The sequence below is a fragment of the Streptomyces sp. NPDC037242 genome, assembly GCF_055604165.1.
Genome location: NZ_JBVJUY010000021.1, coordinates 114,171 through 137,956 on the forward strand (window position 1 = coordinate 114,171; position 23,786 = coordinate 137,956).

Annotated in this window: 24 protein-coding genes; 15 read left to right on the forward strand and 9 right to left on the reverse strand. The window is 71.0% G+C overall.

Annotated elements, in window-relative coordinates:
- Positions 1–12: 12 nt before the first annotated feature.
- Positions 13–1,344, reverse strand: a complete 1,332-nt coding sequence (locus tag ACZ7GJ_RS24335) for a D-arabinono-1,4-lactone oxidase (RefSeq protein WP_470754636.1) — start codon at positions 1,342–1,344, stop codon at positions 13–15.
- On the reverse strand, positions 1,292–2,548 hold the full coding sequence (locus tag ACZ7GJ_RS24340; RefSeq protein ID WP_470754638.1) for an MFS transporter: 1,257 nt from the start codon (positions 2,546–2,548) through the stop codon (positions 1,292–1,294). Before ACZ7GJ_RS24340 ends, ACZ7GJ_RS24335 begins: the two co-directional genes overlap by 53 nt.
- A 182-nt stretch (positions 2,549–2,730) precedes the next feature.
- Here ACZ7GJ_RS24340 and ACZ7GJ_RS24345 point away from each other — a divergent pair, with 182 nt between their 5' ends.
- Together ACZ7GJ_RS24345 and ACZ7GJ_RS24350 are read left to right on the forward strand one after the other, a co-directional pair.
- Positions 2,731–3,900, forward strand: a complete 1,170-nt coding sequence (locus ACZ7GJ_RS24345; protein ID WP_470754641.1) for a ferrochelatase — start codon at positions 2,731–2,733, stop codon at positions 3,898–3,900.
- A 19-nt stretch (positions 3,901–3,919) separates the two neighbouring features.
- Positions 3,920–4,723: an inositol monophosphatase family protein gene (locus tag ACZ7GJ_RS24350; protein WP_470754642.1), complete on the forward strand. Its 804-nt coding sequence runs from the start codon at positions 3,920–3,922 to the stop codon at positions 4,721–4,723.
- Positions 4,724–4,818: 95 nt separating this feature from the next.
- Here ACZ7GJ_RS24350 and ACZ7GJ_RS24355 read toward each other — a convergent pair whose 3' ends face one another.
- The gene (locus ACZ7GJ_RS24355) at positions 4,819–4,986 is read right to left on the reverse strand and encodes a hypothetical protein (protein WP_365919594.1); all 168 of its coding nucleotides are present in this window, start codon (positions 4,984–4,986) and stop codon (positions 4,819–4,821) included.
- Positions 4,987–5,232: 246 nt separating this feature from the next.
- Here ACZ7GJ_RS24355 and ACZ7GJ_RS24360 point away from each other — a divergent pair, with 246 nt between their 5' ends.
- The 4 genes from ACZ7GJ_RS24360 to ACZ7GJ_RS24375 all read left to right on the forward strand — a co-directional run bounded on the left by ACZ7GJ_RS24360 (position 5,233) and on the right by ACZ7GJ_RS24375 (position 8,762).
- Positions 5,233–5,886 (forward strand): response regulator transcription factor, encoded by a 654-nt coding sequence (locus tag ACZ7GJ_RS24360; protein WP_030008767.1) that lies wholly within the window; start codon positions 5,233–5,235, stop codon positions 5,884–5,886.
- Between the two features lie 5 nt (positions 5,887–5,891).
- Positions 5,892–7,136, forward strand: coding sequence for a sensor histidine kinase (locus tag ACZ7GJ_RS24365; RefSeq protein WP_470754644.1), 1,245 nt, complete (start codon positions 5,892–5,894; stop codon positions 7,134–7,136).
- 384 nt (positions 7,137–7,520) lie between these two features.
- Positions 7,521–7,817 (forward strand): DUF4193 domain-containing protein, encoded by a 297-nt coding sequence (locus tag ACZ7GJ_RS24370; RefSeq protein WP_365919590.1) that lies wholly within the window; start codon positions 7,521–7,523, stop codon positions 7,815–7,817.
- 12 nt (positions 7,818–7,829) lie between these two features.
- Positions 7,830–8,762: a hypothetical protein gene (locus tag ACZ7GJ_RS24375; RefSeq protein WP_470754647.1), complete on the forward strand. Its 933-nt coding sequence runs from the start codon at positions 7,830–7,832 to the stop codon at positions 8,760–8,762.
- 64 nt (positions 8,763–8,826) lie between these two features.
- On the opposite strand, the gene ACZ7GJ_RS24380 is transcribed toward ACZ7GJ_RS24375, so the two are convergent.
- Entirely contained in the window at positions 8,827–9,282 is a 456-nt protein-coding gene (locus ACZ7GJ_RS24380; RefSeq protein ID WP_470754648.1) for a DUF3093 domain-containing protein, read from the reverse strand.
- Positions 9,283–9,340: 58 nt separating this feature from the next.
- Here ACZ7GJ_RS24380 and ACZ7GJ_RS24385 point away from each other — a divergent pair, with 58 nt between their 5' ends.
- The 7 genes from ACZ7GJ_RS24385 to ACZ7GJ_RS24415 all read left to right on the forward strand — a co-directional run bounded on the left by ACZ7GJ_RS24385 (position 9,341) and on the right by ACZ7GJ_RS24415 (position 15,893).
- Positions 9,341–9,925: a PaaI family thioesterase gene (locus tag ACZ7GJ_RS24385; protein ID WP_365919584.1), complete on the forward strand. Its 585-nt coding sequence runs from the start codon at positions 9,341–9,343 to the stop codon at positions 9,923–9,925.
- A complete protein-coding gene (gene dut, locus ACZ7GJ_RS24390; RefSeq protein WP_470754651.1) occupies positions 9,925–10,458 on the forward strand; it encodes a dUTP diphosphatase in 534 nt (177 codons plus the stop codon). Before ACZ7GJ_RS24385 ends, dut begins: the two co-directional genes overlap by 1 nt.
- A gap of 1 nt (position 10,459) precedes the next feature.
- Positions 10,460–11,239 (forward strand): DUF3710 domain-containing protein, encoded by a 780-nt coding sequence (locus tag ACZ7GJ_RS24395; protein ID WP_470754652.1) that lies wholly within the window; start codon positions 10,460–10,462, stop codon positions 11,237–11,239.
- Positions 11,240–11,423: 184 nt separating this feature from the next.
- Entirely contained in the window at positions 11,424–14,036 is a 2,613-nt protein-coding gene (locus tag ACZ7GJ_RS24400) for an ATP-binding protein (protein ID WP_470754654.1), read from the forward strand.
- Positions 14,033–14,719 carry a response regulator gene (locus ACZ7GJ_RS24405; RefSeq protein ID WP_365919576.1) on the forward strand — a complete coding sequence of 229 codons (687 nt, stop codon included), beginning with the start codon at positions 14,033–14,035 and terminating at the stop codon, positions 14,717–14,719. Before ACZ7GJ_RS24400 ends, ACZ7GJ_RS24405 begins: the two co-directional genes overlap by 4 nt.
- Positions 14,720–14,743: 24 nt before the next feature.
- Positions 14,744–15,163 (forward strand): OB-fold nucleic acid binding domain-containing protein, encoded by a 420-nt coding sequence (locus ACZ7GJ_RS24410; RefSeq protein WP_365919574.1) that lies wholly within the window; start codon positions 14,744–14,746, stop codon positions 15,161–15,163.
- A 4-nt stretch (positions 15,164–15,167) separates the two neighbouring features.
- Entirely contained in the window at positions 15,168–15,893 is a 726-nt protein-coding gene (locus ACZ7GJ_RS24415; protein WP_470754657.1) for a DUF3159 domain-containing protein, read from the forward strand.
- Between the two features lie 67 nt (positions 15,894–15,960).
- Here the strand turns inward: ACZ7GJ_RS24415 and ACZ7GJ_RS24420 are convergent, their stop codons facing one another.
- Positions 15,961–16,623 (reverse strand): potassium channel family protein, encoded by a 663-nt coding sequence (locus ACZ7GJ_RS24420; protein ID WP_266783666.1) that lies wholly within the window; start codon positions 16,621–16,623, stop codon positions 15,961–15,963.
- The gene (locus tag ACZ7GJ_RS24425) at positions 16,620–17,288 is read right to left on the reverse strand and encodes a potassium channel family protein (protein WP_470754659.1); all 669 of its coding nucleotides are present in this window, start codon (positions 17,286–17,288) and stop codon (positions 16,620–16,622) included. The genes ACZ7GJ_RS24420 and ACZ7GJ_RS24425 overlap by 4 nt, the downstream gene beginning before the upstream one ends.
- A gap of 219 nt (positions 17,289–17,507) precedes the next feature.
- Between ACZ7GJ_RS24425 and ACZ7GJ_RS24430 the strand changes: the two genes are divergently transcribed.
- Together ACZ7GJ_RS24430 and ACZ7GJ_RS24435 are read left to right on the forward strand one after the other, a co-directional pair.
- Positions 17,508–19,556 (forward strand): APC family permease, encoded by a 2,049-nt coding sequence (locus ACZ7GJ_RS24430; protein ID WP_470754660.1) that lies wholly within the window; start codon positions 17,508–17,510, stop codon positions 19,554–19,556.
- Between the two features lie 127 nt (positions 19,557–19,683).
- Entirely contained in the window at positions 19,684–21,015 is a 1,332-nt protein-coding gene (locus ACZ7GJ_RS24435) for a class I SAM-dependent RNA methyltransferase (RefSeq protein WP_470754662.1), read from the forward strand.
- 77 nt (positions 21,016–21,092) lie between these two features.
- Here the strand turns inward: ACZ7GJ_RS24435 and ACZ7GJ_RS24440 are convergent, their stop codons facing one another.
- The 3 genes from ACZ7GJ_RS24440 to ACZ7GJ_RS24450 are packed head-to-tail and all read right to left on the reverse strand — an operon-like array spanning position 21,093 to position 23,385.
- A complete protein-coding gene (locus ACZ7GJ_RS24440; RefSeq protein WP_470754663.1) occupies positions 21,093–21,830 on the reverse strand; it encodes a thioesterase II family protein in 738 nt (245 codons plus the stop codon).
- Positions 21,827–23,077 carry a cytochrome P450 gene (locus ACZ7GJ_RS24445; protein WP_470754664.1) on the reverse strand — a complete coding sequence of 417 codons (1,251 nt, stop codon included), beginning with the start codon at positions 23,075–23,077 and terminating at the stop codon, positions 21,827–21,829. Before ACZ7GJ_RS24445 ends, ACZ7GJ_RS24440 begins: the two co-directional genes overlap by 4 nt.
- The gene (locus ACZ7GJ_RS24450; RefSeq protein WP_470754665.1) at positions 23,074–23,385 is read right to left on the reverse strand and encodes a phosphopantetheine-binding protein; all 312 of its coding nucleotides are present in this window, start codon (positions 23,383–23,385) and stop codon (positions 23,074–23,076) included. Before ACZ7GJ_RS24450 ends, ACZ7GJ_RS24445 begins: the two co-directional genes overlap by 4 nt.
- Between the last annotated feature and the right edge of the window lie 401 nt (positions 23,386–23,786).

The following is a 23,786-nucleotide window of genomic DNA, read 5'->3' on the forward strand; positions in this document are numbered from 1 at the left end:
GGGCGCCCGGGCTCACTCGCCCAGGACCCTGCGCAGGTAGTCGTTGCCGAACACCCGCTCCGGGTCGAGCCGGTCGCGCAGCGCGGTGAACTCCCCGAAGCGCGGGTAGACCTCGGCGAAGTACTCCGCGTCCCGCGTGTGCACCTTCCCCCAGTGCGGCCGCCCGCCGTGCTCGGTGAAGATCCGCTCCGCGGCCGTGAAGTAGGCCTGGTACGGAGTGCCCTTGTACATGTGCACCGCGATGTACGCGGTCTCGCGCCCCGAGGCCGTCGACAGGGTGATGTCGTCCGCCGGAGCCGTCCGCACCTCCACCGGGAAGCTGATCCGCAGGCCGGAGCGGTCCACCATGGCCTTGAGCTCCCGCAGCGCCCCGACCACGCGCTCGCGCGGAAGGGCGTACTCCATCTCCACGAACCGCACCCGCCGCGGACTGGTGAACACCTTGTACGGGATGTCCGTGTACGTCCGCGCCGACAGTGCGCGGCTGGCGATCCGGGCGATGGCGGGTATGGCCGCCGGGACCGCGCGGCCCAGGGAGTTGGCGGCCTGGAAGACGCCGTTGGACAGCAGTTCGTCCTCGACCCAGGCGCTGACCGCTCCGGGCGGGGCGGCCGGGCCCTGGCTGCGGTTGTTGCGCTTGGTGTTGCAGTTGCCGGTGTGCGGGAACCAGTAGAACTCGAAGTGCTCGTTCTCCGCGTGGTGCTGGTCGAACTCGGCCATCACCCGGTCGAAGCCCATGGGCTCCTCACGGGCCGTCAGGAAGAAGATCGGCTCCACCGCGAAGGTGATCGAGGTGACGATGCCGAGCGCCCCGATGCCCAGCCGGGCCGCCGCGAAGACCTCGGGGTTCTCCTTCTCGGAGCACGTCAGCAGCCTGCCGTCCGCCGTGACCAGCTCCAGGCCGCGGATCTGGGCGGCGATGGAGGCCGAGTCGCGGCCGGTGCCGTGGGTGCCGGTGCTCGTGGCGCCGGAGACCGTCTGCTCCATGATGTCGCCCATGTTCGTGAGCGACAGGCCCTGCCGGGCCAGGGCCTGGTTGAGGTCCTTGAGGACGGTGCCCGCGGCCACCGTGACGGTGCCCGCGTCCCGGTCGACGGACCGTATGCCCGCCAGCGCCTGCGGGCGCAGCAGCACGCCGTCGGTCGCGGCGGCCGCGGTGAAGGAGTGGCCGGTGCCGACCGCCTTCACCCGCAGCCCGTCCTCGGCGGCCCGGCGGACCGCTTCCTGAAGCTCCCCGACCGAGGCCGGGGTGACCACGCGTGCGGGCGCGGCGGTGACGTTCCCCGCCCAGTTACGCCACGCGGTCGGTGCCGCGCCGCTCTTGCCTGCTGTCGCCGTCCCCATCAGTAGCTGGCTCCTCCCCTTGCGCCGGCCTCGTCAGCCGGCGGTAACCCGCGAACGCAACCGCCGCCGCGGCCGCTCCCGCCGAGAGGGAGACGACGTACCCGGTCTGCGCGCCGGCGGAGTCGACGACCCAGCCGGTCACGGAGGACCCCAGCGCGATACCGACCGCGAGGCCGGTGCTGATCCAGGTCATGCCCTCGGTCAGCTTCGCGTGTGGCACGTGCGCCTCGATCAGGGCCATCGTGGTGATCATCGTGGGAGCGATGGCGAGGCCCGAGACGAAGAGCGCCACGGCCAGAAACGGAAGGTTCCCGGCCAGTAGGAGGGGGATCATACTCACGGCCATCGCACTGATGCCCAGTACCCACCTGGGTTCGGCCTTGCCCTTGAAGTGCAGCAGGCCGAAGACGATGCCGGCGAGGCAGGAACCGAAGGCCCAGATCGCCAGGAATATGCCGCCGAGGGACTTGTTGCCGTGCTCCGCGGCGTAGGCCAGCGTCGAGACGTCCACGGACCCGAAGATGGCTCCGGTCGCCACGAAGGTCCCCACCAGGACCTGGAGGCCGGGGGAGTTCATGGCCGAGGAGTGGTCCGTGTGCTCGTGGCGGGGATGGGGCTTGGGCTCGGTGCCGGTCAGCGCCGTCAGCCACCAGACGCCCGCCAGCAGGCAGACGAGCGCGACCACGGGGCCGGCCTCGGGGAACCAGCCGGCGGACAGGGCCGCGGCGAGCGGCGGGCCGACGATGAAGCAGAGCTCGTCGACTATGGACTCGAACGAGTAGGCCGTGTGCAGCTGGGGGGTGTCGCGGAACAGGGCCGTCCAGCGCGCGCGGACCATCGAGCCCACGCTGGGCACGCAGCCGGCTATGACCGCGAAGACGAAGAGGGTCCAGCTGGGCCAGTGGTAGCCCGCGGCGACCAGCAGGCCGGTGATCGCCGCAGAGGCGACCAGGGTCGCCGGTCGCAGCACCCGCCGCTGTCCGTGCTGGTCGACCAGCCGCGAGACCTGGGGGCCCACGGCGGCCGCGGAGATCGCGATGGTCGCGGTGATCCCGCCCGCCAGGGCGTAGCTCCCGCCGAGCTCGGTGATCATGGTGAGGACGCCGATGCCGACCATGGACAGCGGCATGCGGCCGATCAGGCCGGCGGCGCTGAACCCCTTGCTTCCGGGGGCGGCGAAGATCGCGCGGTAGGGACTGGGCAAGGTGCGCCCTCCGTAAGGGACGTCGTTGGCCCATACAGGTTACGACTGCCGACAAGGCACCCGCATGGTGGAAGGACGTCGAGAAGCCGACAGGAAGTAAGGGTGACCTTACCTGCGATCCGGTGCGGGGTCGGGACCAGGCCGGTTCCCGGCAGCCGGTGCCGGGTGGCAGGATTCGAGACATGTCTGACCAGCTCCGTGCCCCCCAGGCGCCCGTGGCCGAAGGCCTCGCGGCCCCCTACGACGCCCTCCTGCTGCTGTCCTTCGGCGGCCCCGAGGGACCCGACGACGTCGTGCCGTTCCTGGAGAACGTCACGCGCGGGCGCGGCATCCCGCGCGAGAGGCTCAAGGAGGTCGGACAGCACTACTTCGGCTTCGGCGGGGTCAGCCCGATCAACGGGCAGAACCGGGAGCTGCTGGACGCGCTGCGCAAGGACTTCGCGGAGCACGGGCTGGACCTGCCCGTCTACTGGGGCAACCGCAACTGGGCCCCGTACCTGACCGACGTGATGCGCGAGATGGCCGCCGACGGCCGCCGCCGCATCGCGGTCCTGGCGACCAGCGCGTACGCCTCGTACTCGGGCTGCCGGCAGTACCGCGAGAACCTCGCCGACGCGCTGGCCGCGCTCGCCGAGGAGGGCGTGGCCGAGCTGCCGAAGGTGGACAAGCTGCGGCACTACTTCAACCACCCCGGCTTCGTGCAGCCCATGATCGACGGGGTGCTGGCCGCCCTGGAGTCGCTGCCCGCGGAGGTCCGCGACGGGGCCCGGCTGGTCTTCACCACGCACTCGATCCCGACCGCGGCGGCGGACGCCTCCGGCCCGGTCGAGGACCACACCGAGGGCGGCGAGGGCGGGGCGTACGTCAGGCAGCACCTGGACGTCGCCAAGGTGATCGCGGACGCGGTGCGGGCCGAGACGGGCACCGAACGCCCCTGGGAGCTCGTCTACCAGTCGCGCAGCGGCGCCCCGCACATCCCCTGGCTGGAGCCGGACATCTGCGACCACCTGGAGGCGCTGCACGGAGCCGGCGCCCCGGCGGTGGTGATGGTGCCGATCGGCTTCGTCTCGGACCACATGGAGGTCCTGTACGACCTCGACACCGAGGCCACGGCCAAGGCCGCCGAACTGGGGCTGCCGATCGCCCGGTCGGCGACGGTCGGGGCCGACCCGCGGTTCGCCGCCGCGGTACGGGACCTCGTGCTGGAGCGGGCCGCGGCCGAACGCGGCGAGAGCGTGGAGCGGTGCGCCCTCGGACTGCTCGGGGCGAGTCATGATCTGTGCGCCGTGGGCTGCTGCCCGGCGCGGGGGCCCCGGCCGGCGGCCGCGGGTGTGGACAGTCCGTACGCGTAGGGAAGAGGGACGAGGGACCGTGATCTCCGAAGAGCTGAAGGTCGAACTGCTGGACGTGGGCCTGGAGGCCGCGCGGCGGGCCGGGGAGCTGCTGCGGGACGGGCGCCCGGCCGATCTGGCGGTCGCCGCGACCAAGTCGAGCCCGATCGACGTGGTGACCGAGATGGACATCGCCGCGGAGAAGCTGATCACCGGGATCCTCGCCGAACGGCGGCCCGAGGACGGGCTGCTGGGCGAGGAGGGCGCGGACGTCCCGGGTACGAGCGGGGTGCGCTGGGTCGTCGACCCGCTGGACGGCACCGTGAACTACCTCTACGGGCTGCCGAACTGGGGCGTGTCCATCGCGGCCGAGTACCTCGGGGAGACCGTGGTGGGCGTCGTTGCGGCGCCGATGCGCGGGGAGACCTGCCACGCGGTGCTCGGCGGCGGGGCCTGGATGGGCGACGCGCGGCTCGCCTGCCGGCCGGCCGCGCCGCTGGACCAGGCGCTGATCGCCACCGGTTTCGCGTACGTCCAGACCCGGCGCGCCCACCAGGCCGAGGTCGCGCGGCGGATCATCCCGCTGGTACGCGATATCCGGCGCGGCGGGTCGGCGGCGCTGGACCTGTGCGACGTCGCCGCCGGGCGCCTCGACGGCTACTGGGAGCGCGGGCTGAACCCGTGGGACCTGGCCGCGGGCGAGCTGATCGCGCGCGAGGCCGGCGCCCTGACCGGCGGGCGCGCCGGGGAGCCGGCCTCGGGGGAACTGGCCCTGGCGGCCGGACCCGCCGTGTTCGCCGCGCTCCAGCCGCTGCTGGAGGAGGCCGGGGCCTGGCACGACTGAGCGGCCGGCCGGCGCCGCGCATGGGGGAACCCCGGCTGCCGAGGGTGGGCGGCCGGGGTTCGGGGTGGTGAGGGGTCGTGGTTCGGGAGGTGCCGTCAGCAGACGGATACCGGTACGCCGTGTTCCGCGGCGAGGCGCTGGAGGTCTTCCAGTTCCGCCTGTTCCACGTCCACGAGGAATTCGTCGCCCGTCTCGCGGGCCTGCCTGAGGTCCGACTGCGTGGTCCTGATGCGCTGCAGGAGACCCGCGGTGAATGCGTCCATGGTGGGTGCGCCCCCTCTTCGTGGGTCGGCGGCGGCACGTGGCAGTCCGCCGTCAGGGATGTTTGGGGTGTGGAGTCGTCCTCCCCTGCACCCTGGGCCCAGAAACCTCGCAAGGCGAGGGAATCCTCACTTCCGCCCCGCACGGGGGCCGCCGCAGGGCGCCTTACAGCCGGTTTACGGCTGAAACGGGCAGGATGGAGGACGCCATACACGTGTGCCCTCCAGGGCTCAAAGGAAGGAAACGACGTGCGCGTACTCGTCGTCGAGGACGAGCAGCTGCTCGCCGATGCGGTGGCCACCGGACTGCGCCGGGAGGCCATGGCCGTGGACGTCGTGTACGACGGTGCCGCGGCGCTGGAGCGGGTCGGGGTGAACGACTACGACGTGGTCGTGCTCGACCGCGACCTCCCGCTCGTGCACGGTGACGACGTCTGCCGGAAGATCGTCGAGCTCGGCATGCCCACCCGGGTGCTGATGCTGACCGCCTCGGGCGACGTGAGCGACCGGGTCGAGGGCCTGGAGCTGGGCGCGGACGACTACCTCCCCAAGCCCTTCGCCTTCACCGAGCTGACCGCCCGCGTGCGGGCGCTCGGCCGGCGTACCACCGTCGCCCTGCCGCCCGTACTGGAGCGCGCCGGGATCAAGTTGGACCCGAACCGGCGCGAGGTGTTCCGCGAGGGCAAGGAGGTGCAGCTGGCGCCGAAGGAGTTCGCGGTGCTGGAGGTCCTCATGCGCAGCGAAGGGACCGTGGTGTCCGCCGAGCAGCTCCTGGAGAAGGCATGGGACGAGAACACCGACCCGTTCACCAACGTGGTGCGCGTGACGGTCATGACCCTGCGCCGCAAGCTCGGCGAGCCGCCGGTCATCGTGACGGTGCCGGGCTCCGGGTATCGGATCTGACGGCGGTGGCATCGACCCCGGCGCCACCACCGGCGCCACCGAAACCGACCTGGGACCCCGGCCAGCCCGAGGGTCCTTTCCCTTGGCTGCGGCCGACCATCCGCATACGGCTCACGCTGCTGTACGGCGGGATGTTCCTGATCGCGGGCATCCTGCTGCTGTCGATCATCTACCTGCTGGCGGCGACGGCCCTGCGGGAGGGCAATGCGCTCCCGTTCAAGATCGTCGGCGGCCAGAAGGTCGAGGTCACCAGCGCCACCTGCTCGGGCGTGGGCATCGACCAGTCCATCGACCAGTTCAACGCCGCGATCGGGCAGTGCATCCTCGACCAGCGCAAGCACGCGCTGGACGACCTGCTGAGCCGGTCGCTGATGGCCCTGCTGGGCCTGAGCATCATCGCCTTCGCCTTCGGCTACGCGATGGCCGGCCGGGTGCTCTCGCCGCTGGGCAAGATCACCCGTACCGCCCGCCGGGTGGTCGGCTCCGACCTGACCCGGCGCATCGAGCTCGACGGTCCGGACGACGAGCTCAAGGAGCTCGCCGACACCTTCGACGAGATGCTCGACCGGCTGGAGCGGGCCTTCACGGCGCAGCAGAGGTTCGTCGCGAACGCCTCGCACGAGCTGCGCACGCCCCTGGCGATCAACCGCACGCTGCTGGAGGTGCACCTCTCCGACCCCGGGGCCCCGGTGGAGCTCCAGCAGCTCGGCAAGACCCTGCTCGCCACCAACGAGCGCAGCGAGCAGCTCGTCGAGGGCCTGCTGCTGCTCGCCCGCAGCGACAACCAGATCGTCGAGCGCAAGCCCGTGGACCTGGCGGAGGTCGCCTCGCGCGCCCTGGACCAGGCGCGCGGGGAGGCCGAGGCGAAGGGCGTGGAGATCCGCGGCGAGCGCGCGCTGGCGGTGGTCCAGGGCAACGGCGTACTGCTGGAGCGGATCGCCCTGAACCTGGTGCAGAACGCCGTCCGGTACAACGTCCCGGAGGGCGGCTGGGTGGAGGTCACGACCGAGTCCCAGCACGGCCAGGCGGTCCTCCTGGTATCGAACACGGGTCCCGTTGTTCCCGCGTACGAGGTGGACAACCTTTTCGAGCCCTTCAGGCGGCTGCGTACGGAGCGTACGGGCAGCGACAAGGGTGTCGGGCTCGGTCTGTCGATCGCGCGCTCCGTGGCCCGCGCACACGGCGGACGGATCCAGGCGATCCCCCGCGAGGGCGGTGGCCTCGTGATGCGTGTCACTCTTCCCTTGTGACCCGGTACGCGCTTGTTCGCTGTCGGCTGAACGTCAGAGGCGTGAAGGTGGCGGCTCCTGTGTGATCGATCACATGGACGAGTGTCGGGTCATGTGCGGTCAGTGACCCCTGGGGAGGCCGGAAAGCCCGGGAAGTCCGGGTTTCCGGCCCCCTTGATGGCGGGAAATACACGGGGTGGCGTTTGTGCACGTCGGCCCCAAGACCGTGTACGGTCCCGCTCGACATCGCAGCCAAATGCTCCTCGGGGCGGGCGGCTGGGTGTCGATTGAGTAACAGACCTTGATGTGAGGCAAAATCTCCGCCTCAGGTCGGGCACAAGTCCGGCCTCTCGCGCGTTACGTGCGCTGAGACACCCGCTAAATCCCAGAGGGGGAGAGCGAACTATGGCAACGGACTACGACACCCCACGCAAGACCGACGACGACGTCGACAACGACAGCATTGAAGAGCTGAAGGCCCGGCGCAACGAGAAGTCGTCCTCGGTCGTCGATGTGGACGACTACGACGCGGCGGAAGGCATGGAGCTTCCCGGCGCAGACCTCTCCAACGAGGAACTGGCCGTCCGCGTCCTTCCCAAGCAGGCGGACGAGTTCACCTGCATGACCTGCTTCCTGGTGCACCACCGCAGCCAGCTGGCACGTGAGAAGAACGGTCAGCCGATCTGTCGCGACTGCGACTGAGAGGCGTCGGCCGTGACTGGCTCGACACCATTTCGAAAGCGCCGCTTTCGGAAACCTGGTGATCCGGCGGAGACGCAGGTGGGAGCCACGGGCCCGGAAACGGGCCCTGGAGCCCCCGGCGACCCCGCCGTGCCCTCCGACACCGCCCCGGCGGTGCCGTCGGCCACGGAGGCCGACGAGGAGTCCCGGCACCGGCACGGGGCTCGTCGGCTGCAAGCCCTCAAGAACGGTGTACGCAAGGGCGGCGAAGGTGCCAGGGCCGCCGCCCTTTACATCACCGACCGCATCATCGAGAACGCACCGCGCGTTCCGGTTCGGGACCTCGCGACCCTGCGCGCTCAGTTCCCGGGCCTCGGCCCGGATCAGCTTGCCGACAAGCTGATCGCGGGCGCCGCCAATGCCACGTCGACCGTCGGCGCGGGCATCGGCGCGGCGGCCATGCTGCCCGTACCGCCCGCGATGCCGGCCGAGCTGGCCGCCGAGATCACCGCGGTCGCGGCGATCGAGCTCAAGCTCGTCGCCGAGCTCCACGAGGTCTACGGGCTGCGGCCGCCCGGCTCGCTCAAGGAACGCAGCTTCGCCTGCCTGACCGCGTGGACCGAGGAACGCGGTGTGGACCTGACCAAGCCGACGACGCTGAACGCGGCGCTCGGCGGTCAGATGAAGCGCGAACTGCGCCAACAGATCATGAAGCGGATGTTCCGCAACCTGCCGAACCTGATGCCGTTCATGGTCGGTGCGGCCGTCGGCGCGGTCATGAACCGCCGAGACACCCGCAAACTCGCCGAGAAGGTACGTGCGGACCTGCGGGCACGCGCCGTGCCCTGGGACGCCCTGCCGCAGCTCCCGCCCCTGGAGCAGCCCTCCCAGCCCCTTCCCGAGGCCACCAGGGCCGCCCTGGAGGGTCCGGCCGGCCGGGGGGAGAGCCCCGGGGGGTCCTCCTAGGTCGTGTCGCCGAAGTCCCGTCTGGCCGCCCTTCGGGCGGCCGACGCCACTTTGACGACGCTCCCTAGGCCTTGGCGGCGCGGATCGCCGAGGCCAGAGCCTGCGGCTCGCGCGTGGAGACGTACACGTACGGGGTCGGGTCGGCCGGATCGGTCACCTCGACGCGGACGGCCGTCGGGACGTAGCTGCGCATCAGCATGAAGGCGCGGGTGTCGGCCTTGTACGTACGCCAGGCGCGGGCCTCCTCGGCATCGAGGATCTCCGGCTCGCCCAGCGCCGCCACCGGGATGCGGGCCTCGCCGGCGGCCAGGGCGCCGTTCACCACGCGCACGCGCGCGGACCCGTACGAGCTCACCAGCAGACCCGTCAGCGCGCTGCCCCCGACCAACCCGGCCAGCAGCGGCAGCGTCCCCAGCGGCAGCAGCATCAGCGCGCAGGCGAGGCCGGCGAGTACGGCGATGCCCCACCAGGAGCGGGGGGCGGTCAGGCGTTCGTCGTGGTGCGCGGAGGAGAGCTGCATGCCGCCAAGCCTGCCACGAGGCGACCGCCGGGTAGCCGCGCGGGTAAGGTCTGCGGCTGTGAGTGGACGAAACACAGCGTTGACGCCTCCGGCCGATGCCACCGCACCGGTCCGGCACCCCGATGCCCCGGCACCCGGTGAGCTCCTCGGTGCGCACTACGAGCACTGCTTCGGCTGCGGCGACGGCCAGCCGCACGGGCTCCACCTGGCGGCCCGCGCGGGCGAAGGCGTGCGCGTCACCGCCGAGTTCACCGTCAAGGCCGCCCACCAGGGCGCTCCGGGCCTGGCCCACGGCGGTGTGCTCGCCACCGCGCTCGACGAGACGCTGGGCTCCCTGAACTGGCTGCTGCGCGTCATCGCGGTCACCGGCCGGCTGGAGACCGACTTCGTGCGCCCCGTCCCGGTGGACACCGTCCTGTACCTGGAGGCCGAGGTCACCGCCGTCGCCGGGCGGAAGATCTACTCCAGCGCCGTCGGTCGAATAGGTGGTCCGCAAGGGCCCGTCGCCCTGCGCGCGGACGCCCTCTTCATCGAGGTGAAGGTCGACCACTTCATCGACAACGGACGGCCCGAGGAGATCCGGGCGGCGATGGCCGACCCGGACCAGGTCAGGCGCGCACGCGCCTTCGAGGTGAACCCCTGATGTACGAGAACAACACCGGTCTCGACGTGGCCATCAGGCGCGTCGACCCGGAGGTGCCGATCCCGGCCTACGGTCACCCCGGTGACGCCGGCTGCGATCTGGTCACCACCGTGGCCGCAGAGCTGGAGCCGGGCGAGCGGGCGGTACTGCCCACCGGCGTCGCCATCGCGCTGCCCGACGGGTACGCGGCGTTCGTGCACCCGCGCTCGGGCCTGGCCGCACGCTGCGGGCTCGCGCTCGTGAATGCCCCGGGGACGGTGGATGCCGGGTACCGTGGGGAGATCAAGGTGATCGTGGTCAATCTCGACCCGCGCGAAAGCGTCCGGTTCGAGCGTTTCGACCGCATTGCCCAGCTGGTTGTCCAGCGAGTCGAGAAGGTGCGCTTCCACGAGGTGGCGCAGCTTCCCGACTCGGCGCGGGCCGAGGGGGGTTTCGGCTCCACCGGTGGTCATGCGGCCGTGGCCGGATCCGGCGCTGGTCAGCAGGGTGGGAATGGCTACGCTTCGGTCGTATCCGACCGGGAAGGACAGTGACGTGTTCGGACGTCGCAAGAAGAACGACTCCGTCAAGGACGGCGGCGCGGCCGAGCAGGTCGTCGACGGCGTGGCTGATGAGCAGGACGACGCCACGGAGCTCGACTCCGGCGAGCCGCGCAGGGTGAACCTGCCGCCGGCCCCGCGGCCCGACGGCCCGTGGGACGTCGCGGAGGTGCCCGGCAAGCCCGAGGACGGCCGGGTCGACCTCGGCGGCATCCTCGTACCGGGTGTCGAGGGCATGGAACTGCGCGTCGAGGTCGCCGGGGACGCGATCGTCGCCGCGACCGTGGTCCTGGGCGACAGCGCCGTGCAGCTCCAGGCTTTCGCGGCGCCCAGGAAGGAAGGCATCTGGGGCGAGGTCCGCGAGGAGATCGCCGAGGGCATCACCAAGCAGGGCGGCATCATCGACGAGGTCGAGGGTCCGCTGGGCTGGGAGCTGCGCGCACAGGTGCCCGTACCGCTGCCGGACGGACAGACCGGCGCCCAGCTGGTCCGCTTCGTCGGCGTGGACGGCCCGCGCTGGTTCCTGCGCGGTGTCATTTCCGGCCAGGGCGCGGTGCGCCCCGAGTCGGCCGGCGTGCTGGAGCGGATCTTCCTGGACACCGTCGTGGTCCGCGGCGACGGCCCGATGGCCCCGCGCGACCCGATCGTCCTGAAGCTGCCGAACGACGCGCAGATGGTGCCGGACGGCGTGCAGACGGAGGACCAGGAGGGCTCGCGCTTCTCCGGCGGCATGGGCCAGCTGGAGCGCGGTCCGGAGATCACCGAGGTCCGCTGACCCCGGGCGCGGTGACCGCGTACGCAGTTTTTCGGCCGGTGGGCCGTACTCCCGAGGGGGTACGGCCCACCGGCGCGTCCGGGTGCGCCGGGGCGCGTACGCGGGCGTCAGGGTTGCGTCAGGGATGACCGCGCGGGTGGTCATCGGTGCGTGAACGGCGGGGGCGTCCCGGAGAATGGGGCACATGGGACGCGGCAGGCTAAGGATCTATCTCGGCGCGGCACCCGGGGTCGGCAAGACGTACGCGATGCTCTCCGAGGGCCACCGGCGCGTCGAGCGGGGCGCCGACTGTGCCGTCGGCTTCGTGGAGCACCACGGGCGGCCGCGGACCGAGGTCATGCTGCACGGCCTGGAGCAGGTGGAGCGCAAGGAGCTGTCCTACCGGGGCGCCACCTTCACCGAGATGGACGTGGACGCGGTGCTCCACCGCAGGCCCGCCGTCGCGCTGGTGGACGAGCTGGCGCACACCAACGTGCCGGGTTCACGCAACGCCAAGCGCTGGCAGGACGTGGAGGAGCTGCTGCGGGCCGGGATCGACGTGATCTCGACCGTCAACATCCAGCACCTGGAGTCCCTCGGCGACGTCGTGGAGGCCATCACGGGCGTCCGGCAGCGGGAGACCGTACCGGACGAGGTGGTGCGGCGGGCCGACCAGATCGAGCTGGTCGACATGTCCCCGCAGGCGCTGCGCCGGCGGATGGCGCACGGCAACATATACAAGCCCGACAAGGTCGATGCGGCCCTGTCCAACTACTTCCGCCCCGGGAACCTCACCGCCCTGCGCGAGCTCGCGCTGCTGTGGGTGGCCGACCGGGCCGACGAGTACCTCCAGCAGTACCGGGGCGAGCACAACATCCGCTCCACCTGGCAGGCGCGCGAGCGGATCGTGGTGGGCCTGACCGGCGGTCCCGAGGGCCGTACGTTGATCCGGCGGGCCTCCCGGATGGCGGCCAAGGGCTCCGGCAGCGAGATCCTGGCCGTCTACATCGCCCGCAGCGACGGGCTGACCGCGGCCTCGCCCAAGGAGCTCGCGGTGCAGCGGACCCTGGTCGAGGATCTTGGAGGAACGTTTCACCATGTGATCGGCGACAACATCCCCGACGCGCTGCTCGAATTCGCCCGCGGCATCAACGCCACCCAGATCGTCCTCGGCTCCAGCCGCCACCGCTCCTGGCGGTACGTCTTCGGCCCCGGCGTCGGGCTCACCGTCGCCCGCGACTCCGGTCCCGACCTCGACGTGCACATCGTCACCCACGAGGAGGCGGCCAAGGGCCGCGGCCGCGGGCTGCCCGTGGCCCGCTCGGCCGCCCGGCTCGGACGGCCCCGCATCGTGGCCGGCTGGGTCGTCGGGGTGGTCCTGCCGCTGCTGCTCGCGGTGCTGCTGACCCACGTCGACGCCGATCCCGGGCTCGCCAACGAGATGCTGCTGTTCCTGGCGCTGACCGTGGCCGCCGCCCTGCTCGGCGGGCTGTACCCGGCACTGGCCTCGGCGGCCGTGGGGTCACTGCTGCTGAACTACTACTTCGCCCCGCCGGTGCACCGGTTCACCGTCGCCGACCCCAAGAACATCGTCGCCATCGCCGTCTTCTTCTGGGTGGCCGCCTCGGTCGCCTCCGTGGTGGACCTGGCGGCCCGCCGCACGCACCAGGCCGCCCGGCTGCGCGCCGAGTCCGAGATCCTCTCCTTCCTGGCGGGCAGCGTGCTGCGCGGGGAGACCGCCCTGGACGCGCTGCTGGAGCGGGTCCGCGAGACCTTCGCCATGGAATCGGTGGCCCTGCTGGAGCGCGAAGCCGAGGTCGAACCCTGGAAGCGGGCCGGCAGCGTCGGCCCGAGCCCGGTCGACCGGCCCGAGGACGCCGATGTGGACATGCCCATCGGCGATCACATGGCACTGGCCCTGTCCGGGCGGGTGCTGCCCGCCGAGGACCGCCGGGTGCTCGGCGCCTTCGCCGCCCAGGCCGCCGTCGTCCTGGACCGCCAGCGGCTCGTCGGGGAGGCCGAGGAGGCCCGCCGGCTCGCCGAGGGCAACCGGATCCGCACCGCCCTGCTGGCCGCCGTCAGCCATGACCTGCGCACGCCGCTGGCCTCCATCAAGGCCTCCGTGACCTCCCTGCGCTCCGACGACGTGGAATGGTCCGAGGAGGACCGGGCCGAACTCCTGGAGGGCATTGAGGCCGGCGCCGACCGGCTGGACCACCTCGTGGGCAACCTCCTGGACATGTCCCGCCTGCAGACCGGCACCGTCACCCCGCTGATCAGGGAGATCGACCTCGACGAGGTTGTCCCGATGGCACTGGGCGGCGTACCGGAGGACAGCGTGCTGCTCGACGTCCCCGAGACCCTGCCCATGGTGGCGGTGGACCCGGGGCTGCTGGAGCGGACGGTGGCCAACGTGGTGGAGAACGCCGTCAAGTACAGCCCGCCGGGAGAGCCGGTGCTGGTGGCGGCCAGCTTCCTGGGGGACCGGGTCGAGGTACGCGTCGTCGACCGCGGGCCGGGCGTGCCCGACGAGGCGAAGGACCGCATCTTCGCCCCCTTCCAGCGGCACGGGGACGCGCCGCGCGGCGCCGGAGTGGGCCTCGGGCTCGCGGTGGCCCGCGGCTTCGCCGAGGCCATGGACGGGACCCTCGCCGCCGAGGACACCCCCGGCGGCGGACTGACCATGGTGCTGACCCTGCGGGCCGTGACCCGCGGTCGCGCGGCCACGGCGGTCACCGTGGACGGGGAGGGCCGGAGCACCGGCCACCCCGTTGATTTCGATCTCGACCCGATACGACAGAAGGCAGGACCTCAATGACCCGGGTGCTCGTGGTGGAAGACGAGCCGCAGATCGTGCGAGCCCTCGTGATCAACCTGAAGGCGCGCAAGTACGAGGTCGACGCGGCCGCCGACGGGGCGAGCGCCCTGGAGCTCGCCGCGGCCCGCCACCCCGACGTGGTCGTCCTCGACCTCGGCCTGCCCGACATGGACGGGGTCGAGGTGATCAAGGGGCTGCGCGGCTGGACCCGCGTACCGATCCTGGTCCTCTCCGCCCGGCACAGCTCAGACGAGAAGGTCGAGGCCCTCGACGCGGGCGCCGACGACTACGTCACCAAGCCGTTCGGCATGGACGAGCTGCTGGCGCGGCTGCGCGCCGCCGTACGCCGGGCCGAGCCCGCCGCCGGGTCCGTGGAGGACGAGGTGGTCGTGGAGACCGACGGCTTCACCGTCGACCTCGCCGCGAAGAAGGCGGTGCGCGAGGGGCGGGACGTACGGCTCACGCCCACCGAGTGGCACCTCCTGGAGGTCCTGGTCCGCAACCGCGGCAAGCTCGTCAGCCAGAAGCAGCTCCTGCAGGAGGTGTGGGGGCCCTCGTACGGCACCGAGACGAACTACCTGCGGGTGTACATGGCGCAGCTGCGCCGCAAGCTGGAGGCGGACCCCTCGCACCCGCGGCACTTCATCACGGAACCGGGCATGGGATACCGCTTCGAGAGGTAGCGGGCACGCCGGTACGCTTCCTGTATGAGTGCTGAACCGCGTCCCGAGAAGCTCGCCAAGCCGGCCAGGCCGGCGGGCCGGTTCCGCCGGATGATAGAGCGGCTGTCCACCTCGCAGGAGGAGCTGCATTCGGCGGAGCTGCAGGAGGACGCAGAAGCCGCGGGGTGCACGCGGATCTGCGACTGCCACGACCGGCAGATAGTCAAGGTGACCGGGACCCTGCGGACCGTCACGCTGCGGCCGAGGGCGGGAGTCCCCGCCCTGGAGGCGGAGCTCTTCGACGGCTCGGCCGCGCTGGACGTCGTATGGCTCGGGCGTCGCTCGATCGTGGGAATCGAACCCGGCCGTCGCATGATCGCCTCAGGGCGGATCTCGATGAGCCACGGCCGTCGGGTGCTCTTCAACCCGAAGTACGAACTCCGACCGCTCGGACAGGAGCAGTAATCCGGTGACGTCACTCGACAGACCGACCACCCCAGAACCCGCCGCACCCGCCGAGGCTCCTTCCGAGGACCAGAAGGCGGTGACCCAGGCGGCCTTGTTCGACGCCTTCGGGGGCATCCGGGGCACCGTGGAGACGATGCTTCCCGGTCTGCTCTTCGTCATGATCTACACGGTCAACAAGGACGTGAAGCTGTCCGCCATCGCGGCGGGCGCGGTCGCGGTCCTGCTGGTGATCGTGCGGCTGCTGCGCAAGGACACCGTGAAGCACGCCTTCAGCGGGGTCTTCGGTGTGGGCGTCGGCGTCGCGTTCGCCCTGTTCACGGGCAGCGCCAAGGGCTTCTACCTGCCCGGCATGATCTACGGCGCCGGCCTCGGCGTGGCCTTCACGCTCTCCGCGCTGGTGGGCTTCCCGCTGCTGGGTGTGGTCCTGGGACCGGTCTTCAAGGAGAACCTGTCCTGGCGCACGCGCAACCCCGGGCGCAAGAAGGCGTACACCAAGGCCAGCCTGGCCTGGGGCCTGATCTTCCTCGCGAAGTACGCGATCCTCTTCCCGCTGTACTGGTGGGGCGACGCGACGCAGCTGGGCTGGGTGCTGATCGCCCTGAAGCTCCCGCCGATGGTGCTGGCGGTGTACTTCACCTGGGTCTTCCTGGCGAAGGCCCCGCCTCCGATCGACGTGATCGCGGAGTGGGAGGCCAAGGACGCGGCGGCCCGGGAGCAGGGGGCCTGACGCTTGTACGCCGAAGGGGGCGTGAGGACCGGCCCGGTCCTCACGCCCCCTTCGGCATACGCAAGCCTCAGTGGCGGGCCTGGAGGAGGTCCTCCAGCTGTTCCTCGCGGGCCTGGGCGGCCACGAAGAGCAGTTCGTCGCCCGGCTCCAGGGTCTCCTCCCCGTGGGGGGTGAGGACCCGGTTGCCGCGGATGATCGTGACCAGCGAGGTGTCCTCGGGCCAGGCGATCTCGCTGATCTGGGTGCCCGCGACCGAGGAGTCGGCCGGCAGGGTCAGCTCGACGAGGTTGGCGTCGCCGTGGCTGAAGCGGAGCAGCCGCACCAGGTCGCCGACGCTGACGGCCTCCTCGACCAGGGCCGACATCAGGCGCGGCGTGGAGACCGCGACGTCGACGCCCCAGGACTCGTTGAAGAGCCACTCGTTCTTCGGGTTGTTCACGCGGGCGACCACCCGCGGAACTCCGTACTCGGTCTTGGCGAGCAGCGAGACGACCAGGTTGACCTTGTCGTCGCCGGTCGCGGCGATGACGACGTTGCAGCGCTGGAGCGCCGCCTCGTCCAGCGAGGTGATCTCGCACGCGTCGGCCAGCAGCCACTCGGCCTGCGGCACCCGCTCCACCGAGATGGCGGTCGGCGCCTTGTCGACGAGGAGCACCTCGTGGCCGTTCTCCAGCAGCTCACCGGCGATGGAGCGGCCCACCGCGCCGGCTCCGGCGATCGCGACCCTCATGCGTGTGCCTCCTCAGGCCCTTCGGCGAAGGCCGCCTCGACCTTGTCGATCTCGTCCGTGCGCATCATCACGTGGACGAGGTCGCCCTCCTGGAGGACCGTCGCCGACGTCGGCAGCATCGCCTCGCCCAGTCGGGTGAGGAAGGCGACGCGCACGCCCGTCTCCTCCTGGAGCTTGCTGACCCGGTGGCCGATCCAGGCGGTGGAGGTGTGCACCTCCGCGAGCTGGACACCGCCGCTCGGGTCGCGCCACAGCGGCTCGGCGCCCGAGGGCAGCAGCCGGCGCAGCATCTGGTCGGCGGTCCACCGCACGGTCGCGACGGTGGGGATGCCCAGGCGCTGGTAGACCTCGGCGCGCTTGGGGTCGTAGATGCGGGCGGCGACGTTCTCGACGCCGAACATCTCACGGGCCACGCGCGCGGCGATGATGTTGGAATTGTCACCGCTGCTGACGGCCGCGAAGGCGCCCGCGTCCTCGATGCCGGCCTCCCGCAGCGTGTCCTGGTCGAAGCCGACCCCGGTGATGCGGCGGCCGCCGAAGGACGCTCCCAGCCGGCGGAATGCCGTGGGGTCCTGGTCCACTACGGCGACCGTATGCCCCTGCTGTTCCAGGGTCTGCGCGAGGGCGGAACCCACTCTTCCGCAGCCCATAATGACGATGTGCACGGCCGTCCTTCCGGCTGTCAGCGGCTCGCTGGTTTCCAGCCTCATTGCTGCTCTGGCTTAACAGGGTCTCAGACCATGGCCCAAGCTACACACGGGCGGTCACCAGTGTGACCATTTGCGCTGGAGGGGGTGGCGCATTGCCCTCGATGCGGCGCCACTTTGCCCCGTATACCGGCGGGGGGTTCGTCAGGCCGATTTCGAACGCTTACGATCCTCTGCGTGTCCAAACTGACCGACGTGCCCAAACGGATCCTGATCGGCCGGGCGCTACGCAGCGACCGCCTCGGGGAAACACTCCTCCCCAAGCGGATCGCCCTACCCGTCTTCGCCTCCGACCCGCTCTCCTCGGTGGCATATGCCCCCGGCGAGGTCCTGCTGGTCCTGTCGATCGCGGGTGTGTCGGCGTACCACTTCAGCCCCTGGATCGCCGTCGCGGTCGTGGTGCTCATGTTCACCGTGGTCGCCTCCTACCGCCAGAACGTCCACGCGTACCCGAGCGGCGGCGGTGACTACGAGGTCGCCAACACCAACCTCGGCCCCAAGGCGGGCCTCACGGTCGCCAGCGCCCTGCTGGTCGACTACGTCCTGACCGTCGCCGTGTCGATCTCCTCCGGCGTGGAGAACCTGGGCTCCGCCGTCGATTTCGTCATCGAGCACAAGGTGCTCTCGGCGATGATCATGATTCTGCTGCTCACGCTGATGAATCTGCGCGGCGTGAAGGAGTCCGGAAACCTCTTCGCCATCCCGACGTACATTTTCGTCGGCGCCGTATTCGTCATGATCGCCTGGGGCGCCTGGCGCGGCATCGTCGTCGGCGACACCATGCGGGCCCCCACGGCCGACCTGGAGATCAAGGCCGAGCACCAAGGGCTGGCCGGCTTCGCGCTGGTCTTCCTGCTCCTGCGGGCCTTCTCCTCCGGCTGCGCGGCCCTGACCGGTGTCGAGGCCATCAGCAACGGCGTCCCCGCCTTCCGCAAGCCCAAGAGCAAGAACGCGGCCACCACCCTCGCCCTCATGGGCGGCCTGGCCGTCACCATGTTCTGCGGGATCATCGGCCTGGCCATGGCCACCGACGTGAAGATGTCGGAGAAGCCCGCCACCGACCTGCTGGAGAACGGCGTCCCCGTGGGCGCCGACTACGTCCAGCACCCGGTGATCTCCCAGGTGGCCGAGGCCGTCTTCGGCAACGGCAGCTTCCTGTTCGTCGTGCTCGCCGCCGCCACCGCGCTGGTCCTGTTCCTCGCCGCCAACACCGCGTACAACGGCTTCCCGCTGCTCGGCTCGATCCTCGCCCAGGACCGCTACCTGCCGCGCCAGCTGCACACCCGCGGCGACCGGCTCGCCTTCTCCAACGGCATCGTGCTCCTCGCGGGCGCGGCGATGCTGCTGGTGTGGATCTACGACGCCGACTCGACGAAGCTGATCCAGCTCTACATCGTCGGCGTCTTCGTCTCCTTCACGCTGAGCCAGATCGGCATGGTCCGGCACTGGAACCGCCACCTGGCGTCCGAGCGCGACCCCGCCGCCCGCCGCCGGATGCACCGCTCGCGGGCGATCAACACCTTCGGCGCCTTCTTCACCGGCATGGTGCTGGTCGTCGTCCTCGCGACCAAGTTCACGCACGGCGCCTGGGTCGCCCTGCTCGGCATGCTGATCTTCTACGGCACGATGAGCGCGATCCGGAAGCACTACGACCGGGTCTCCGAGGAGATCGCCGCGGCCGAGGGCCCGAGCGACGACAGCGTGCGCCCCTCCCGGGTCCACTCGATCGTCCTGGTCTCCAAGGTCCACAAGCCCACCCTGCGCGCCCTGGCCTTCGCCAAGCTGACCCGCTCGGACACCCTGGAGGCGCTCAGCATCAGCGTCGACCCGGCCGAGACCAAGGCGCTGCGCGCGGAGTGGGAGCGGCGCGGCATCAACGTCCCGCTGAAGATCCTCGACTCCCCGTACCGAGAGATCACCCGGCCGGTGGTGGAGTACGTCAAGGGCCTGCGCAGCGAGAACCCGCGCGACGCCGTCAGCGTGTACATCCCCGAGTACGTCGTCGGCCGCTGGTACGAGCACCTCCTGCACAACCAGAGCGCACTGCGGCTCAAGGGCCGGCTGTTGTTCACCCCCGGTGTGATGGTCACCTCGGTGCCCTACCAGCTGGAGTCCTCCGAGCTCGCGAAGCGGCGGGCGAAGAAGCGGGCCGAGTGGAGCGCCCCGGGCGCCGTCCGCCGCGGCCCCGTCGACACCCCGCGGCCCAGGGACCCCGCCGCGAAGTAGCGTGGTGAACGGCCGGACGAGATCCACGTAAACTGGTGGGTCGGCTGTCCGGCCGTTCTTCGCGTCGGCCTCCTCAGCCTCTTCAGCCTTCCTTTCGCACCTTCCTTAGCCTTGGAGCTTCCCCACCATGACCGAGCAGAACGAGAAGCAGTCACTGGTCGGGGAGGAGTACGAGGTCGAGGTCGGCCCCGTCGCGCACGGCGGGCACTGCATCGCCCGGACCTCCGACGGACGGGTCCTGTTCGTCCGCCACACCCTGCCCGGCGAGAAGATCGTCGCGAAGGTCACCGAGGGCGACGTCGACTCCCGCTTCCTGCGCGCCGACGCCATCACCGTGCTGGAGGCCTCCAAGGACCGCGTCGAGGCGCCCTGCCCGTACGCCGGCCCCGGCAAGTGCGGCGGCTGCGACTGGCAGCACGCCAAGCCGGGCGCCCAGCGCCGGCTCAAGGGCGAGGTCGTCGCCGAGCAGCTCAAGCGGCTCGCCGGGCTCACCCCGGAGGAGGCCGGCTGGGACGGCACGGTCATGCCGGCCGAGGGCGACAAGCTTCCCGCCGGGCAGGTCCCGCAGTGGCGCACCCGCGTGCAGTTCGCCATCGACGAGGACGGCAACGCCGGCCTGCGCAAGCACCGCTCGCACGACATCGAGCTGATCGACCACTGCATGATCGCGGCGCCGGGCGTCAGCGAGCTGGGCATCGAGAAGCAGGACTGGCCCCAGATGGCCACCGTCGAGGCCATCGCCGCCTCGGGCTCGAACGACCGCCAGGTCGTCCTCACCCCCCGTCCCGGCGGCCGCCTGCCGCTGGTCGAGCTGGACAAGCCGGTCTCGGTCCTGCGCGTCGAGGAGAAGGACGGCGGAGTCCACCGCGTCCACGGCCGCCCCTTCGTGCGAGAGCGCGCGGACGGCCGTACGTACCGCGTCGGCATGGGCGGCTTCTGGCAGGTCCACCCGCAGGCCGCCGACACCTTGATCAAGGCCGTCATGCAGGGCCTGATGCCGCGCAAGGGCGAGATGGCCCTCGACCTCTACTGCGGCGTCGGCATCTTCGCGGGCGCCCTGGCGGAGCGCCTCGGCGACACGGGCGCGGTGCTCGGCATCGAGTCCACCAAGCGCGCGGTGGAGGACGCCCGCCACAACCTGGCGGACTTCCCGCGGGTCCGCGTGGAGCAGGGCAAGGTCGAGGCGATCCTCCCGAAGACCGGCATCACCGAGTGCGACCTCGTCGTCCTCGACCCGCCCCGCGCGGGCGCCGGCAAGCAGACGGTCCGCCACATCGCGGGCCTCTCCGCCCGCCGCATCGCCTACGTGGCCTGCGACCCGGCGGCCCTGGCCCGCGACCTGGGCTACTTCAAGGACCACGGTTACAAGGTCCGCACCCTGCGCGTCTTCGACCTCTTCCCGATGACCCACCACGTGGAGTGCGTGGCGATCCTGGAGCCGATCGCTAAGGGCGCCTGACCTGCGTTTTTGTCGAGTTTGCGAAGGGGAGGTGCCGGGGCGAAGGCGGCAGGCAGCTCTTGCGGGCTGCGCCGCTGTCAGCGCTGGCGGGTCAACAGCTTCAGCAGTTCGTCCGGCGCGTTCATGAAGTCGTAGTGGCCGCCGTCGACGACCCGGAACTCGACCGAATCCGAGTATTGGCGCCACCCCTCCAGCTCGTCGGGGCTCACGTCGGGGTCGTCGCGCCAGTGCACGACGACGATGGGGCAGTCGACCTTGACCGGTTCCGTCCGCTGGTACGCACCCGCGGCGGCGTGATCACGGAGCAGCACGAACATGCCCATGTCGATCATGTCCGGCCGGGGTTCGATGCCCCGGCCGCGGATGAACGACGCCAGCTCGGCCCGCAGCTCGGGCTCGGCCATGGTGAGCATCCGGTCGCGCGAGGCGTCGTGCGGCGCCGGCTGGCCGGACACGAAGAGGCGCTCCGGCCCTGGCAGACCGAGTGCGGCAAGCCGGAGCACGGTCTCGTACCCCGCCAGCGCGCCCGCGCAGTGCCCGAAGAGGGCGAAGGGCCGGTCGAGCAGCGACTCCAGAGCTTCGGCCAGCCCTGCGGCCAGGTTCTCGTAGGTGCCGTAGTGGGGGTGGCCCAGTCGGTTCTCGCGGCCGGGGAACTGCACCGGGCAGACCTCGGCGTCGTCGATCGCGGCCGGCCAGGCGCTGAAGGCCGACGCGCCGCTCCCGGAGAAGGGCAGGCAGAAGAGCCGGGCGGGGTGCTCGGTGGTCCTCGGCCGGACGAACCATGGGGAGGTGGCGGTGGTGGGACCGGTTGTCATGGCCTCTGTCGTTTCGTGCCGACGATGGGGAGGTGGGTCATTCCGGCGATGAAGTACGAGCGAAGATGCTGTGGTTCGCCGGCGAGCTCGATCGACTCGAACCGCTGGAGGAATTCCTCGAAAAAGATGCGCAGCGTCATCCGGGCCAACGGTGCGCCGATGCAGAAGTGCGGACCGAACCCGAACGCGGCCTGGCGCTTCGCGCCGTCCCGCGTGATGTCGAACGTGTGCGGATCGGGGAACAGGGCCTCGTCGCGGTTGGCGGATCCGATCCACGCCACGACCGCGCCGCCGGCCGGGACGGTGCCCCCGCCGATCTCGACGTCGTCCACCGCGTACCGCATGAAGTTGCAGGCGGCCGAAGTCCAGCGCAGCCCTTCCTCGACCAGGTTCGGTACGAGCGACAGGTCGGCCGCTGCCTTGTCGAACTGTTCGGGGCGCTCGATGAGTGCCTGTACGGTGCCCGAGACGGTGTGCGGCGTCGTCACGTTGGCGCCGAGGAGGATGCTGTAGCCGTCGAGGGCGATCTCCTCGTCGGACAGCGGCTCGCCTCCCGGGCGGACGCACATGAGGTGGCGGAGCAGGCTGTCGTCCTCGCTGCTGTCCGTTCGCCGCGTCCTGACCCATCCTTTGACGTAGGTGACGAGCTCGTGGTGGGAGATGGCCAGCGTCGCGGCTTCGTTGCCCATCTTGAAGTGCGGGTCCGAGGGGGCCTTCACCATCGCCGTCAGCTGGACGAGTTCTTCCCAGTCCTTCTCCGGTATTCCGAGCAGCGGGCCGGTGACCATGGCGGGGAGGAGCAGCGCCTTCTCGGCCAGGTCGAAGGCCTCACCGTCGAGAGCCGGGGCCAGGAAGCGCACGATCGTCCGTCGGATCCTGTCCTCCCAGGACTTCACCGCGCGCGCGGTGAGTTTGGAGCCGAGCGGCCTGCGGACCTCGGTGTGCCGGGGCGGGTCGGTGGACGTGATCAGCACTCCGGCCGCGACGTCGTCCGTCCCGAGGTGGGTGATCACGGTGCCGCGCTCAGAGGTGAACTCCAGGTGGTCGCCGAGCACGCGGCGCACGTCGTCGTACCGGGTAACGGACCAGAACTCCCGGCCGTCCGGCAGGACTTGGTGATGCAGGGGCGCCTTGGCCCGCATCAGGTCCCAGACCGAGTGCGGATCGCCCGACGTATAGAGGGCCAGGTCGAACAGGTCGACCCCGGCGAGGTCGATGTCGTGGCCGGGACCCGGCGTCAGTCTCACGCCGAGGTCCTGCCCTGCTCGATCAGCCCGGCGACGCGCACCGGAGTCTGCGCCAGGTAGAAGTCGCGGACGGACAGCTCGACGCCGTAGACCTGTGACAGCCGCTCGATGATCCTGATCCCGCTCAGTGAATTGCCGCCGAGCGCGAAGAACTCATCGTCCGGCCCGACCGCGAGGACGCCCAGGCATTCCCCCCATAACTTCGAGATCTCCCGCACGAGTGACTGCGGCGCACCGGCAGGGGCGATCGGCCCCTCCGGTACCTCGCTCTGTCCACCCCGCCGGTGGACCTGCGGCGACGATTCCATTGCCCGCCCCTTCCATGCCCACGCCGAACGGAAGTTCCCGCCCTGCGCATTGTCTTACGGAATTCCACCGAGGAGCCCACTGGGGGCTGGCCGAGTGTTTCATTGACCGCCGTCTGTGGCGCCCCGCACCAATGGCGTCCGATATCCCCTGACGGGTGGCGAAATGACTCGTACCGAAAGCAGCGGAGCCAGTACGGCGGCCCGAGAGATCCCAAGGGGAAGTGTGCGCCGACCGCAGCCCCGGACGTTGCCTGTGTCGCCAAGCTAAATCACCCGGGAAGCGCAGGGCAAGGGATGGCAGCGTGCCGGCGTCACGGGGGGGGGGGGGGGGGGGGGGGGGGGGGGGGGGGGGGGGGGGGGGGGGGGGGGGGGGGGGGGGGGGGGGGGGGGGGGGGTACGCC

Bases quoted from the DNA above. Each gene is read 5' to 3' on its own strand.
- ACZ7GJ_RS24335 (WP_470754636.1), bottom strand. From the start codon at position 1,344: ATGGGGACGGCGACAGCAGGCAAGAGCGGCGCGGCACCGACCGCGTGG.
- ACZ7GJ_RS24345 (WP_470754641.1), top strand. From the start codon at position 2,731: ATGTCTGACCAGCTCCGTGCCCCCCAGGCGCCCGTGGCCGAAGGCCTC.
- ACZ7GJ_RS24355 (WP_365919594.1), bottom strand. From the start codon at position 4,986: ATGGACGCATTCACCGCGGGTCTCCTGCAGCGCATCAGGACCACGCAG.
- ACZ7GJ_RS24370 (WP_365919590.1), top strand. From the start codon at position 7,521: ATGGCAACGGACTACGACACCCCACGCAAGACCGACGACGACGTCGAC.
- ACZ7GJ_RS24380 (WP_470754648.1), bottom strand. From the start codon at position 9,282: ATGCAGCTCTCCTCCGCGCACCACGACGAACGCCTGACCGCCCCCCGC.
- dut (WP_470754651.1), top strand. From the start codon at position 9,925: ATGTACGAGAACAACACCGGTCTCGACGTGGCCATCAGGCGCGTCGAC.
- ACZ7GJ_RS24400 (WP_470754654.1), top strand. From the start codon at position 11,424: ATGGGACGCGGCAGGCTAAGGATCTATCTCGGCGCGGCACCCGGGGTC.
- ACZ7GJ_RS24405 (WP_365919576.1), top strand. From the start codon at position 14,033: ATGACCCGGGTGCTCGTGGTGGAAGACGAGCCGCAGATCGTGCGAGCC.
- ACZ7GJ_RS24410 (WP_365919574.1), top strand. From the start codon at position 14,744: ATGAGTGCTGAACCGCGTCCCGAGAAGCTCGCCAAGCCGGCCAGGCCG.
- ACZ7GJ_RS24420 (WP_266783666.1), bottom strand. From the start codon at position 16,623: ATGAGGGTCGCGATCGCCGGAGCCGGCGCGGTGGGCCGCTCCATCGCC.
- ACZ7GJ_RS24435 (WP_470754662.1), top strand. From the start codon at position 19,684: ATGACCGAGCAGAACGAGAAGCAGTCACTGGTCGGGGAGGAGTACGAG.
- ACZ7GJ_RS24440 (WP_470754663.1), bottom strand. From the start codon at position 21,830: ATGACAACCGGTCCCACCACCGCCACCTCCCCATGGTTCGTCCGGCCG.
- ACZ7GJ_RS24450 (WP_470754665.1), bottom strand. From the start codon at position 23,385: ATGGAATCGTCGCCGCAGGTCCACCGGCGGGGTGGACAGAGCGAGGTA.